We start from the raw sequence: 12,418 nt of genomic DNA on the forward strand, positions 1-12,418 counted from the left end.
CGCCGGGCGGGCCGCCGCGCAGGCCCGCCGGCGGCGGCGGGCGGGGCGGGGGGCGGGGGTGCTGGCCCCCACCGGGGGGGCGGCGCGCGCCGGGCCGGCCCCCCCCCCCCTCGCCGTGGAGGCGATGGAGGAGAAGGAGGCCCTCGCCATGCTGGAGGCGGTCGCGGGGGCGACCGGCGCGGGCGCCGCCGCGACGTCGGCGCGCGCGGTGGTCACCACCTGCGGGCGGCTGCCGCTCGCCCTGCGCCTCGCGGGGGCCCGGCTCGCCGAGGCGTCCTGGACGCCGGCCGACCTCGCCGCCCGGCTCGACGACGAACGGCACCGGCTGGAGCAGCTCCACGCCACCGACCTCGACGCCGAGTGCGCCTTCCGCGTCGCCTACGACGCCCTCGACCCCGAAACCGCCCGCGCCGCCCGCCTCCTGGCCCAGCCCGACGCCACCGACCTCGACGCCGAGTGCGCCGCGGCCGTCCTCGACGTCCCCGAACCGGCGCCCGCGGACGCCGGCGCGCACGCCGCGGACGTCACCGCCCGCCTCGCCGCCGCCGGCCTGCTGGAGGGCTTGGGCGAGGGCCGGTACCGCTGTCACGACCTGCTCAAGGAGTTCGCCCGGCGGCAGAGCGAACGCACCGACAGCCCGCCCGTACGCGACGCGGCACTGCTGCGCCTGCTCGACCTCCACCTGGCCACCGCCGTCACCGCGTTGCGCCGCATCCGCCCCGACAGCCCCGAACCCCGCCACCTGCGCCACGATCTGGCGACCACGGGCCGTCCCCTCGCCGACGCGGACGCCGCCCGCGCCTGGCTGCGGGACGCGCACCCGGACCTGTCCGACGCCGTGCGCCAGGCCCTCGCCCTGGACGTCCCCGACGCCCTGCGGCCCGCCGTGGACCTGCTCACCGTCTGGGGCCGGCTGACCGCGGGCACCGCACGCCACCAGGACCTCGGCCCGCTCGCCGGGCAGGCGCTGGAACGGGCGCGGCAGCACGCGGACGACGCGAGCGCCGCCCGCGCGCTGCGGCTGATCGCCGCCCCGCGCTACGGAACCGACACCTACGAACGCGCCGAACGCGACCTGCGGGCGAGCCTGCGCCTGGCCGAGGCGGCCGCCGACGCGTACGTCCTGACGACGGCCTCCCACGAACTGGGCGTCGTCCTGCTGGCCCTGGGCCGGCCCGAGGAGGCGCTGCCGCCGCTCGTCCGGGCCGAGGAGGGCTTCCGCCAGGAGGGCGCGACGAGTTGCGCCCTGGAGGCGCTGGCCCACACGGCCCGCGCGTACATCGCCCTGCGCCGGGCGGACGAGGCCATCACGGCCGTCAACGACGCCGCCGTGCGGGCCAGGGAGCTGGGCCACGGACCGACGCTGGCCCAGGTCCTCCACGAGGCGGGCCTCGTCCACCTGCGGGCCGACCGCTCGGCGACGGCCGCGGACCGGCTGCGGGAGGCGCTGGGCACGGAGGGCGTCGAGCCCCGCCTGGAGGCCCTGCTGTGGGCGCGCCTGGCCCGGTGCCGGCTGGAGACGCGGCAGCACCGCGAGGCCGTCAACGCGGCCGACCGGGCGCTGGCGATGGAGGCCGGCCTGGGCGACGCGTACTGCCGCGGCCTGGCCCTGGCCGCCCGCGGCCGCGCCCAGCTGGCACTGGGCGAACCACGACTCGCACTGGGCTCCCTGCGCGAGGCCCACGACGTGCTGAGACGCCGGGGCGCGGCGGAGGCGGCAGAGGTGGAACAGCTGCTGGACGAGGAGTTCCCCCACCACCGCGAGCCGGCCGGCTGAGCGGACGAGGGCGGGACGCACTCGCCCGGTCGCGACGCGACACGGGCCACTGCCCCGGCGAGGCGCACGGACGACCCCCGACACCGGCCATACGGCTGGGCCCTGACGTGGCGTGAGCACAGTCCGGGCACGCCACACGCCCGGTTCGAGCAGGGCATAGGCCCGTACGGGCACCGCACACGGCCGGTTCAGGCGGGGCGCGAGCCCGTCACGCTGCCCACGGCCGTCGGCGGGAACTCGTCCAGCCAGGCGAACGCCGGCTCGACGCCGGCGATCCGGATCACCTTCGAGACCATCGCCCCGCCCCGCACGACGCGCAGCCGCGCCCCGCCGCGCAGCGCCCGGGCGCGCGCCCGCAGCAGCAGCCGCACGCCGCTCGCGTCCAGAAACGTCACTCCGCGCAGGTCGATGACGAGATCTCCCCGGCACCGCCCCGCCAGCGCCTCCACGCGCGGGCCCAGCACCTGCTCCGCCAAGATGTCGAGCTCCCCCAGCAGTTCCATGACCACCGCTCCCCCCACCACGCGCTCCCGCATGGTGAAGGCGAGCTCGTGCACGCCCATGGCGAACCTCACCGCCCTCCCACATCGGGCACACCGTGTGCCTTTCTGGTGCCCCGGCAGTGGGCCGATTTCACCTCGGCCGCCCACCCGTCTCCCGGACGTCGCCGACGGGGCCGCCGGCCGGGCACCGGCCATGCGGGGCCTGCACGAAAGCCCCGGCTCCGAGGCCCGTGCGCGGTCTCGGAGCCGGGGCTTCCGGCAAACGCAGGACGAGGGAGACGGCGTCGGGGGGACAAGCCGTCTCCCCCGACGAGGACACGGGCTCCAAGTCCGGGCCGCGGTCGGGGGGAAGACGCGGCCGGACCCCGCAGTGAGGTCCGTATCCCTGGCCCGCAGGATTCCTGCCAGATCCGCGGGCGCACGTCCATCCTCCGCCCCCGCGCGGGCCCGCCGGGCAGGCGAAGGGCCCGCTTTGCAGGGTCTTAAGTCCTTAAAGATGACGTGAGGGGTGTGAATCCCTCCACACCGCACACCCCACCCCCCGCCGGACCCGGACACGCCGACTCCGACCATTCGCACGCACGCACGGTTAGACTCTCGCGACCGCACTCGGGACAGCAGGGGAGGGAGCGCCTCATGGTGCAGACAAAGAAGGTCGTTCTCTGGGCCCTCGGCATCTTCGTGGCGTACACGATCATCCACTCCCCCGCGCGGTCGGCCGAGCTCGTCCAGATAGGGTTCGAGGGGATCTCGGACGCCGCCAAGAACGTCGGCGAGTTCATGACCCAGCTGATCAGCTGACCGGCCGCAGCGGCCGGCCCGGCGGCGAAGACCGGCGAGAGCCGAAGAGCGGAGAAGGCAGCCAGTGATCCGTCACCTCGTCCTGTTCAAGCTCAACGAGGGCGTCGAGCGCGACGACCCCCGCGTCGTCGCCGGTGTGCGGGCGTTCGAGGAGCTGGGCGCGCTCATCCCCGATCTGCGCTCCTGGGAGTGCGGCTGGAACATCTCGGACCGGCCCATCGCCTATGACTACGCCATCAACTCCTCCGTCGAGGACACCGACGCGCTGCGCCGTTACCTGGAGCACCCGGCCCACCAGGCAGGCGTCGGCCAGTGGCGCGAATTCGCGACCTGGGTGATCGCCGACTACCCGTTCTGAGCCAGCCCGGCCGCACGGCGACGGCCGGTCCGCCGCACGCCTCTCCTCCCCTCACCGCCCCGGTGAGGGGAATTTTTTGTCGTCAACACGGAGTTATGCGGTGCTTGCACACAGTGCACATGTCTTGTGATGCTATGACCGCTTTTGCCGGATGAGTTGATCGAAAATGACCACAAAGGGGTGGTGACCGTGCCGGCCCGTACAGCGCCCGAAGCCCCCCTCCGGCGCGACAAGTCCGCCGACGAACCGGACCGGAGCGACGACATCGCCGAACCCGGCCCCGCCGACCACACCGAGACCGGCACCGTGCAGGGCCCCCGGGCCCGCGAGAGCCGCGGGGCCGACGCCCGGGCCCTGACCCAGGTGCTCTTCAAGGAGTTCGCCTCCCTGGAGCCCGGTACGCCCGAGCACGCCCGCGTGCGCGCCGCCCTGATCGAAGCCAACCTCCCCCTCGTGCGGTACGCCGCGGCGCGTTTTCGCAGTCGCAATGAGCCGATGGAGGACGTGGTCCAGGTCGGCACCATCGGACTCATCAACGCCATCGACCGTTTCGACCCCGACCGCGGGGTGCAGTTCCCCACCTTCGCCATGCCGACCGTCGTCGGGGAGATCAAGCGCTACTTCCGCGACAACGTCCGCACCGTGCACGTCCCGCGCCGCCTCCACGAGCTGTGGGTGCAGGTCAACGGCGCCACCGAGGACCTGACGGTGCTGCATGGCCGGTCCCCGACGACCGCCGAGATCGCCGACCGGCTGAAGATCGCCGAGGACGAGGTGCTCGCCTGCATCGAGGCGGGCCGCTCGTACCACGCCACGTCCCTGGAGGCGGCGCAGGAGGGCGACGGCCTGCCCGGCCTGCTGGACCGGCTCGGCTACGAGGACCCCGCGCTGGCGGGGGTCGAGCACCGCGACCTCGTACGCCACCTGCTCGTACAGCTGCCGGAGCGCGAACAACGCATCCTTCTACTGCGCTACTACAGCAACCTGACGCAGTCGCAGATCAGCGCCGAGCTGGGGGTGTCGCAGATGCATGTGTCCCGGCTACTCTCACGGAGCTTCGCCCGGCTGAGGTCCGCAAATCGAATCGACGCCTAACCCTCCCGGGTGACCCCTGCCCCGATGTCATGGGGAAGATATGTCGACTTGACGCTACAGCGTGTTGCCGACATGTGACATTCTGCAGGAACTGCGTTTGCCACAGCGCAGCCTCCGGTATTCAGGTGGAGGCTGAACGCCCTCACCCGAGGGAGTTGCTGTGACCCGTCCGCGACCTCAAGGGGGTGGCATGTCCGTAGACCTGGGCAGCGCGAAGGTGCTCGCCAACGACGCACCGCACGCCGTGCTCGACGACTGCGAAGCCATCGACACCCGCACCCTCTCCCGCTCCCTCTTCCTGCGGCTCGCCACGCTCGAGCGGGACAGCGCCGAGCGTACGTACGTCCGCGACACCCTCATCGAACTCAACCTCCCCCTCGTGCGTTACGCGGCCGCCCGCTTCCGCAGCCGCAACGAACCGATGGAGGACATCGTCCAGGTCGGCACGATCGGTCTGATCAAGGCGATCGACCGCTTCGACTGCGAACGCGGGGTCGAATTCCCGACGTTCGCGATGCCGACCGTCGTCGGTGAGATCAAACGCTTCTTCCGCGACACCAGCTGGTCCGTGCGCGTGCCGCGCCGCCTCCAGGAGCTGCGGCTCGCCCTCACCAAGGCCAGCGACGAGCTCGCACAGAAGCTCGACCGCTCCCCGACCGTGCCCGAACTCGCCCTCTGCCTGGGCGTGTCCGAGGAGGACGTGGTCGACGGCCTCGCGGTCGGCAACGCCTACACCGCCAGCTCGCTGGACTCCCCCTCCCCCGAGGACGACGGTGGCGAGGGCTCCCTGGCCGACCGGCTCGGCTACGAGGACACGGCGCTGGAGGGCGTGGAGTACCGCGAGTCGCTCAAGCCGCTGCTGGCCAAGCTGCCCCCGCGCGAGCGCCAGATCATCATGCTGCGCTTCTTCGCCAACATGACGCAGTCCCAGATCGGCGAGGAGGTCGGCATCTCCCAGATGCACGTCTCCCGGCTGCTGACGCGCACGCTCGCACAGCTGCGCGAGGGACTCATCGCCGACTGACGCGCCCCGGCCCGGACATATGTACAGCTGACGCACCGTCAGCCACACTGGGCCGATGCGACGGATGACGCTCGTCTCCGCTTCGGCCACGGCGCTCTGCCTCTGTCTGGGGGCGGCGCTCACCGGCTGCGGCGGCAGCGATCGCGACGGCTATGTCGCCACGGGGGCCGCCGGACCCGGCGCGTCCCGGCCGGCGGACCGGGCCGTGCCGCCGAAGGGCGGCGTGGAGCTCGTACCGCTGGACGGCGCTCCGTCCTCACCGGCGCGTTCGCCCGGACGTTCACCCGCACCGACACGGAGCGGGAGCCCCGTTCCCGCACGCCCCGGCCCCGGTACGGCCACCGGCAGCCCGGGTGGCACGCGTACGACGCCCACTCCCCACGGCATACGGCCCCTCCCCGCCACGAGCGGGGCCACGGGCCCCTCGGGCATCAACGGCGGCACGACACCCACCCGTACGCCGCGCCCCTCAAGCCCCTCGCGCCCCGCACCTCCGAGGCCCACGGGCCCGACCGGCCCCGGCACCCCGACCCCGGCGCCCGCCTCGCTCGACGTCGGCGAACCGCGCCGCGAGCCCGGCACGGACCGCTGGTGCGAGCAGGTCACCCTCACGTTCACCAACTCCGGCGGCAGCCCCGTCACCGGCGGCACCGTCACCCTGGGCACGCACGTCATCGGCGCGTTCGGCACGGACTGGGCCACGCTCACGTCCACCCACCCGCTCCCGGCGCCGATCGACCCGGGGCGGTCGGTGGAGCAGTCCTTCCCGGTGTGCGTCGACGCCTGGCGCGTCCTGCCGGGAATGCGCATCGAGACGCGCGACGTCTCGGTGGACTGGGCCTGAGCCGACCGGTCAGGCCATCGCGAGGACCACGGCCCCCACGACCACCGCGATCGCGACGACCACACCGACGATCACTCCGGCGCCCGGTCCGGACTTGCGGCCGCGGCCCGCGGCCGCGGCGGACCGCCCGCCGCCCGGCGCCCCCTCGTCGACGAAGGCGCGGAACATCTGAGTGTTGCCCGCAGGGTCGTAGTTGCCTTCGGGGCTCTGCTGATGGTGGTTGGCCATGGGCCAGGACCCTAGCGAAACGGCCCGGCCTCCCGCGCACAGGGCCACCGCTTTGCGGGCAGCCGGGCAAGGCTTGAGCCTTCCTTTACCCGATTTGGGCGCTATTCGTTTGCCTTCAGCAACCAAACGTCCCTATGGTTGCCCGAAGCAACCTAACCTTTCGGATCCGAGGAGCCGAGCCCATGGCCGCACAGGAGCAGTACGAAGAGCTGGCCCGGCAGCTCAGCGCCCTCGGCGCCGTCAAGCGCGGCCTGAGCCGGTCCCTCCCCCAGGACTGCTCGCCCGCCACCGCCATGCTGCTGGCCCTGCTCAAGCAGCACGGCGACATGCGGATGAGCCGGCTCGGCGAGCTGCTGGGCATCGACGCCTCGGTGACCAGCCGGCACGTCGCGTACGCCGCCGAGCGCGGCTGGATCGACCGGCAGCCCGACCCGCTCGACAAGCGGTCGCGGCAGCTGAGCCTCACCCCCAGCGGCGGGGCGCTGCTGGAGGAGGTCTCGGCGCGCTACACCCAGGCGCTCGCCACCTGCCTGCAGGACTGGTCCGACGCCGACGTCGGCCACCTCATCGGCCTGATGACGCGCCTGCGCGAGAGCTTCGGCGAGTGCCGACCGCGCCTCGCGCCGCAGCACCACCCGGCCGAGCACACCACCCGTACACACGCCTGAAGTACCGCAGCGAGAAAGGGAGTCCATGGCCAACACCACACCGGCAGGTGTGCGGGACGCCTCGACAGACACCGCAGCACCAATGACGCACCGTCAGATAATGGAGGCCCTCTCGGGCCTGCTCCTCGGCATGTTCGTGGCGATCCTCTCCTCGACGATCGTCTCCAACGCGCTGCCGGAGATCATCCACGATCTGCACGGCAGCCAGTCGTCCTACACCTGGGTCGTCACGGCCTCGCTCCTGGCGATGACCGCGTCCACCCCGCTGTGGGGCAAGCTCTCCGACCTCTTCAGCAAGAAGCTGCTGGTCCAGCTGGCCCTGGTGATCTACGTGGCCGGCTCGGTCGTGGCCGGCCTCTCGCAGAACACCGGCATGCTGATCACCTGCCGGGTGTTCCAGGGCATCGGCGTCGGCGGCCTCTCCGCCCTCGCCCAGATCATCATGGCCGCGATGATCTCCCCGCGTGAGCGCGGCCGTTACAGCGGCTACCTCGGCGCGACCTTCGCCGTCGCCACCGTCGGCGGCCCGCTGCTGGGCGGCGTCATCACCGACACCGACTGGCTCGGCTGGCGCTGGTGCTTCTACGTCGGCGTACCGTTCGCGATCATCGCGCTCGTCGTCCTGCAGAAGACGCTGAAGCTGCCCGTCGTGAAGCGCAAGGTCAAGGTCGACTGGCTGGGCGCGTTCTTCATCACCGCCTCCGTCACCCTGCTGCTGATCTGGGTCACCCGGGCCGGCAAGGGCAAGGACTACGACTGGATCTCCTGGCAGACCGGCGCCATGGTCGGCGGCTCGCTGCTCCTCGCCGCGCTCTTCGTCCTCACGGAGTCGAAGGCGTCCGAACCGATCATTCCGCTGCGGCTGTTCCGCAACAAGACGATCGCCCTGTCCTCGCTCGCGAGCCTCTTCGTCGGCGTCGCGATGTTCGCCGGCACGGTCTTCTTCTCGCAGTACTTCCAGCTGGCACGCGGCGAGTCGCCGACGATGTCCGGCGTGCTGACCATCCCGATGATCGCCGGCCTGTTCGTCTCCTCGACCGTCTCGGGTCAGATCATCACCAAGACCGGCCGCTGGAAGGCCTGGCTGCTCAGCGGCGGCGTCCTCGTCACCGCGGGCATGGGCCTGCTCGGCACCATGCGGTACGACACCCCGTACTGGCACCTGGCGATCTACATGGCGCTCATGGGTCTCGGCATCGGCATGATGATGCAGAACCTCGTGCTGGCCGCCCAGAACCAGGTCGAGCCGAAGGACCTCGGCGCCGCCAGCTCCGTCGTGACCTTCTTCCGCTCCCTCGGCGGCGCGGTGGGCGTCTCCGCGCTCGGCGCGGTCCTCGCCAGCCGGGTCCCCGAGTACGTCAAGGACGGCATCACCGCGCTCGGCCCCAAGGCCGCGGCGGCGATGGGCCACGGCGGTACGGGCGGGGGCGGCATCCCCGACCTCGACGCGCTGCCGGCGCCGATCCGCACGGTCGTCGAGAGCGCCTACGGGCACGGGGTCGGCGATGTGTTCCTCTACGCCGCGCCGTGCGCGCTGATCGCCTTCATCGTGACCCTCTTCATCAAGGAGGTCGCCCTCAAGGGCGGCAGCGGCCCGGCGGCCGCCACCTCCGCGGACCCGGCGGCCACGGACGCCGCCGAGCCGGCCCGGCAGGCCGGCTGACGAACCCCGGCCGGCAGCGCGCTACGAGCGGAGTCGCGCTGCCCGGCCGGACGGCCCGGAACCTGAACGGCATGGACGGTTCCGGACCCTGGGCCCCGGTGGGGGTGCGCACGAACGGCAGGGGACGGCCGGCGCACCGCCACCGGGGCCTTATGCGTGCGGGGGCGCGCCCGCGACTTCCCCGGCCCGCCAACGGTCGCGCATGACCTCCATCCCGGCGATCATCATCTCCAGCGCGTACGCGAAGTCCTGCTGCCGCTGCTCGGCGACGGACTTCGTCATGCGCGCCTCCATGATCTCGGCCGCCTCCCGGTGCGTCTCGGCGAAGTCCGGCTGGCTCGCGACCACGCCCATCACCTGCGTGAAGTACTCGTCCTCGGTGATCCCGGCCGCACGGCAGCGCTCCTTGAAGAGCACCTCGATCGTGGAGAAGCCGTAGACGAACTGGAAGACGACGTTGAGCACCCCGGTCGTCCCGTCCTGGGAGACGCCGATGCGCTGCACCACCTTCAGCGCGGCGTCGGCGAAGGCCATCGACTGCGGGCCGATGTTCAGGTACTTGCCCACCAGCTGGGCCACCCAGGGGTGGGCGACGAGCATCTTGCGGTACTCCGTCGCCAGCTCCCGCACCTGGTCCCGCCAGTCCGCGCTCTCGTCGGACGGGTCGGGCGTCCGCATATCACCGGACGCCCGGTCCAGGGCCAGCTCGAGGAGCTCGTCCTTGTTGTCGACGTACCAGTAGACCGACATGGCCGTCACGCCGAGCTCGGCGGCGAGGCGGCGCATGGAGAACTTCGCCAGGCCGTCGGCGTCGAGCAGCCGGACCGTGGTGGAGACGATGCGGTCCCGGTCCAGTCCCTCGCCCCCCGGCTCGGCCTTGCGCCTGGGGGCCTTCCCCTCCCCCTTCTTGGCCAGCCACACGCTCGTGTGCGGGGTGCCTGCCATCGTGCGTTCTCTCTTTCCGCCGCTGTGTACGTATGCGAAATGCTAGAGGGGGGCGGGGCCACTGGCCCCGCCCCCCGGACGGCCTCAGCTCTCGGCCCGCTCGGCCCGCTCCGCCCGCCACAGCAGGACCGCGGCCAGCACGCCTCCCGCCATGACGGCCACCGCGCCGACCAGCTGGCTGGCCTGGACGCCGGAGGCGAAGGCGTCCGAGATCTCCGTGCGCTCCGCGTCCGTGTGGGCCCGGGACAGCGCCGCCGGCAGGGACCCCGCCCCCGCCGCCACGCCCGGCAGCAGCGCCGCGAACCGCGAGTTCAGGACCGCGCCCAGCACCGCGACGCCGAGTCCGTTGCCGCACTCCTGCAGCGTGCCGTTGACGCCCGCGCCCACGCCCGCCTTCTCCGGCGGGATCGCCGACATGATCGCGTTGGCCATGGCCGGCATCGACAGGGCGATGCCGACGCCCATGAGGACGAGGCCCAGGAGCATGCCGCTGTAGCCGTCCGCGCCGAGCACCGCGATCGACGCCAGGCCCGCCGCCAGCAGACCCATGCCGCCCACGATGGCACCGGGGGTGCCGATCTTCGGCAGCAGCCGGGCGCCGACGCCCGTGAAGTTGAGGACGACGATGACCAGCGCCAGGGGCGTCATGCGCAGTCCGGTCTCCAGCGGGTCGTAGTGCAGGACCAGCTGCAGGTGCTGCCCGAGGAGGAAGAACGAGCCGCCCATGCCGAAGGCGACGAGGATGCCGCCCGAGACCGCGCCGACGAAGCGGCTGTTGCGGAAGAAGTGCATGTCCAGCATCGGGTACGGGCAGCGGCGCTCCCACAGGGCGAAGAAGGCCAGGGTGACCAGGCCGACCGCGCCGGAGGTCAGCACCCGCTGGGAGGTCCATCCGTGGCCGGGGCCGGAGATGATCGCGAAGACGAGGCCGGTCATGCCGATCATGGAGAGCAGCGCGCCGAGCAGGTCGGGCCGGTCGCCCGACGGGTTCTTCGACTCCGGCACCCACTTGAGCACGGCCAGCAGGCCGAGCAGCGCGACCGGCAGGTTGATGAGGAAGATCGAGCCCCACCAGTAGTGGTTGAGCAGCGCGCCCCCGATGAGCGGCCCGGCGGCGAAGCCGAGCGAACTGACCGCGCCCCAGAGCCCGATGGCCTTGGGCCGCTCGTCCGCGTCGAAGACCTGCACGATGACGGCCAGGGTGGTGGTCATCAGCAGCGCGCCGCCGATGCCCATGCCCGCCCGGGCGGCGATCAGCTGGCCGGCGGTCTGCGAGAGCGCCGCCGCGAGCGAGCCCATGCCGAACAGGGCGAGGCCGGCCGCGAGCAGCTTCTTGCGCCCGTAGCGGTCGGCGGCGCTGCCCGCGGTGAGCAGCAGGCCCGCCTGCACCAGCGAATAGGCGTTGATCATCCACTGGATGTCGGAGGTCGCGGCGCCCAGGTCCTCGGTGAGGGAGGGGATGGCGACCGTGAGGACGGTGTTGTCCAGCAGCACGGTGAGCTGGGCGAGGCAGATGACGGCGAGGACCAGCCAGCGCGTGGGATGGCGGTGCGGCTCGGCGGCGGTGTCGGGCGGTGAGTCCGTGGTCGTCGACGTCATGAGAGGGCCCCCTTGTACGGTGTACGGCTGATTGCGTTCTACACCGTACAGGTACAGCTATACGCCGTACAAGCGCCTTTAGTTTCCGGCCGCCGCGGGCTTGAGGAGGTAGCCGGCCCCGCGCCGGGTGTGGATCATCGGCGGCCGTCCGGCGTCGACCTTCCGGCGCAGGTAGGAGATGTAGAGCTCGACGACGTTGACCTGTCCGCCGAAGTCGTACGACCACACCCGGTCGAGGATCTGCGGCTTGCTGAGCACGCGGCGCGGATTGCGCATCAGGAAGCGCAGCAGCTCGAACTCGGTGGCGGTGAGGCGGATCTCCTCCCCGCCCCGGAAGACCTCGCGGCTGTCCTCGTCCAGGACCAGGTCCCCCACGGTCAGCACGGAGCCGGCGCGCGGCGCGGGCGTCCGGGACCTGCGCAGCAGCCCGCGCAGCCGGGCGACGACCTCCTCCAGGCCGAACGGCTTGGCGACGCAGTCGTCGCCGCCCGCGGTGAGCCCGGCGATGCGGTCCCCGTCGGCACCCCTGGCGGCGAGGAAGAGCACCGGCGTGTCGGGCCGGTCGTGCCGCAGCCGGCCCAGTACCGCCAGCCCGTCCATGCCGGGGAGCCCCACGTCCAGGACGACGGCGTCCGGCCGGAAGTCCCGTGCGCGGCGGACCGCTTCGTCGCCGTCGGCGGCCGACCGCACCTCCCAGCCCTCGGAGCGCAGGGCGAGGGAGAGCAGGCCGGCGAGGGGGGCCTCGTCGCCGACGACCAGTACGCGTACGGCGCCCGTGTCGTCGTGCGGCAGTCGGGTGCGCCCTTCGGGCGAGGCGGTGGTCGTCATGGTGACGATGGTGCGGAGGGAGGGTGAGAGGGGTCTTTCGCGCGCCTGTGAATCGCCTGAGAATCGCCGCCCGGACGCCCCGGCG

The 12,418-nt window shown here is 72.5% G+C and carries 12 protein-coding genes and 1 pseudogene; 8 read left to right on the top strand and 5 right to left on the bottom strand.

The window, feature by feature from the left end; all coding sequences use genetic code 11:
- Nucleotides 1–1,777 (top strand): annotated as a pseudogene (locus AB0G59_RS28130) (hypothetical protein); the annotation flags it as partial.
- A 188-nt stretch (nucleotides 1,778–1,965) separates the two neighbouring features.
- Here AB0G59_RS28130 and AB0G59_RS28135 read toward each other — a convergent pair.
- Nucleotides 1,966–2,352, bottom strand: coding sequence for an STAS domain-containing protein (locus AB0G59_RS28135; protein WP_360917279.1), 387 nt, complete (start codon nucleotides 2,350–2,352; stop codon nucleotides 1,966–1,968).
- A gap of 564 nt (nucleotides 2,353–2,916) precedes the next feature.
- Between AB0G59_RS28135 and AB0G59_RS28140 the strand changes: the two genes are divergently transcribed.
- The 5 genes from AB0G59_RS28140 (at nucleotide 2,917) to AB0G59_RS28160 (ending at nucleotide 6,402) form a co-directional block, all read left to right on the top strand.
- Complete coding sequence (locus tag AB0G59_RS28140) at nucleotides 2,917–3,081, top strand: hypothetical protein (RefSeq protein ID WP_360917282.1); 165 nt, start codon at nucleotides 2,917–2,919, stop codon at nucleotides 3,079–3,081.
- A 64-nt stretch (nucleotides 3,082–3,145) separates the two neighbouring features.
- Nucleotides 3,146–3,439 carry a Dabb family protein gene (locus tag AB0G59_RS28145; RefSeq protein ID WP_360917284.1) on the top strand — a complete coding sequence of 98 codons (294 nt, stop codon included), beginning with the start codon at nucleotides 3,146–3,148 and terminating at the stop codon, nucleotides 3,437–3,439.
- 306 nt (nucleotides 3,440–3,745) lie between these two features.
- Complete coding sequence (locus tag AB0G59_RS28150; RefSeq protein ID WP_360917350.1) at nucleotides 3,746–4,534, top strand: RNA polymerase sigma factor SigF; 789 nt, start codon at nucleotides 3,746–3,748, stop codon at nucleotides 4,532–4,534.
- Between the two features lie 190 nt (nucleotides 4,535–4,724).
- A complete protein-coding gene (locus AB0G59_RS28155; RefSeq protein WP_071964858.1) occupies nucleotides 4,725–5,558 on the top strand; it encodes an RNA polymerase sigma factor SigF in 834 nt (277 codons plus the stop codon).
- 55 nt (nucleotides 5,559–5,613) lie between these two features.
- Nucleotides 5,614–6,402 (top strand): hypothetical protein, encoded by a 789-nt coding sequence (locus tag AB0G59_RS28160; protein ID WP_360917287.1) that lies wholly within the window; start codon nucleotides 5,614–5,616, stop codon nucleotides 6,400–6,402.
- A 9-nt stretch (nucleotides 6,403–6,411) separates the two neighbouring features.
- On the opposite strand, the gene AB0G59_RS28165 is transcribed toward AB0G59_RS28160, so the two are convergent.
- On the bottom strand, nucleotides 6,412–6,630 hold the full coding sequence (locus tag AB0G59_RS28165; protein ID WP_360917290.1) for a hypothetical protein: 219 nt from the start codon (nucleotides 6,628–6,630) through the stop codon (nucleotides 6,412–6,414).
- Between the two features lie 182 nt (nucleotides 6,631–6,812).
- Between AB0G59_RS28165 and AB0G59_RS28170 the strand changes: the two genes are divergently transcribed.
- On the top strand, nucleotides 6,813–7,298 hold the full coding sequence (locus tag AB0G59_RS28170; protein ID WP_360917293.1) for a MarR family transcriptional regulator: 486 nt from the start codon (nucleotides 6,813–6,815) through the stop codon (nucleotides 7,296–7,298).
- Between the two features lie 25 nt (nucleotides 7,299–7,323).
- The gene (locus AB0G59_RS28175) at nucleotides 7,324–8,961 is read left to right on the top strand and encodes an MDR family MFS transporter (RefSeq protein ID WP_360917296.1); all 1,638 of its coding nucleotides are present in this window, start codon (nucleotides 7,324–7,326) and stop codon (nucleotides 8,959–8,961) included.
- 150 nt (nucleotides 8,962–9,111) lie between these two features.
- On the opposite strand, the gene AB0G59_RS28180 is transcribed toward AB0G59_RS28175, so the two are convergent.
- The 3 genes from AB0G59_RS28180 to AB0G59_RS28190 form a co-directional block, all read right to left on the bottom strand.
- Nucleotides 9,112–9,906 carry a TetR/AcrR family transcriptional regulator gene (locus AB0G59_RS28180; protein ID WP_360917299.1) on the bottom strand — a complete coding sequence of 265 codons (795 nt, stop codon included), beginning with the start codon at nucleotides 9,904–9,906 and terminating at the stop codon, nucleotides 9,112–9,114.
- A gap of 84 nt (nucleotides 9,907–9,990) precedes the next feature.
- Nucleotides 9,991–11,505 (bottom strand): MFS transporter, encoded by a 1,515-nt coding sequence (locus tag AB0G59_RS28185; protein ID WP_360917302.1) that lies wholly within the window; start codon nucleotides 11,503–11,505, stop codon nucleotides 9,991–9,993.
- A gap of 78 nt (nucleotides 11,506–11,583) precedes the next feature.
- Entirely contained in the window at nucleotides 11,584–12,333 is a 750-nt protein-coding gene (locus tag AB0G59_RS28190) for a response regulator transcription factor (protein WP_360917305.1), read from the bottom strand.
- Nucleotides 12,334–12,418: the final 85 nt, after the last annotated feature.

This window comes from Streptomyces sp. NPDC021096 (assembly GCF_040641275.1).
GTDB lineage: Bacteria > Actinomycetota > Actinomycetes > Streptomycetales > Streptomycetaceae > Streptomyces.

Excerpts from the sequence above, each read along its gene's own strand:
- AB0G59_RS28165 (WP_360917290.1), bottom strand. The coding sequence starts at position 6,630 with ATGGCCAACCACCATCAGCAGAGCCCCGAAGGCAACTACGACCCTGCG.
- AB0G59_RS28160 (WP_360917287.1), top strand. The coding sequence starts at position 5,614 with ATGCGACGGATGACGCTCGTCTCCGCTTCGGCCACGGCGCTCTGCCTC.
- AB0G59_RS28175 (WP_360917296.1), top strand. The coding sequence starts at position 7,324 with ATGGCCAACACCACACCGGCAGGTGTGCGGGACGCCTCGACAGACACC.
- AB0G59_RS28190 (WP_360917305.1), bottom strand. The coding sequence starts at position 12,333 with ATGACGACCACCGCCTCGCCCGAAGGGCGCACCCGACTGCCGCACGAC.
- AB0G59_RS28185 (WP_360917302.1), bottom strand. The coding sequence starts at position 11,505 with ATGACGTCGACGACCACGGACTCACCGCCCGACACCGCCGCCGAGCCG.
- AB0G59_RS28140 (WP_360917282.1), top strand. The coding sequence starts at position 2,917 with ATGGTGCAGACAAAGAAGGTCGTTCTCTGGGCCCTCGGCATCTTCGTG.
- AB0G59_RS28180 (WP_360917299.1), bottom strand. The coding sequence starts at position 9,906 with ATGGCAGGCACCCCGCACACGAGCGTGTGGCTGGCCAAGAAGGGGGAG.
- AB0G59_RS28155 (WP_071964858.1), top strand. The coding sequence starts at position 4,725 with ATGTCCGTAGACCTGGGCAGCGCGAAGGTGCTCGCCAACGACGCACCG.
- AB0G59_RS28170 (WP_360917293.1), top strand. The coding sequence starts at position 6,813 with ATGGCCGCACAGGAGCAGTACGAAGAGCTGGCCCGGCAGCTCAGCGCC.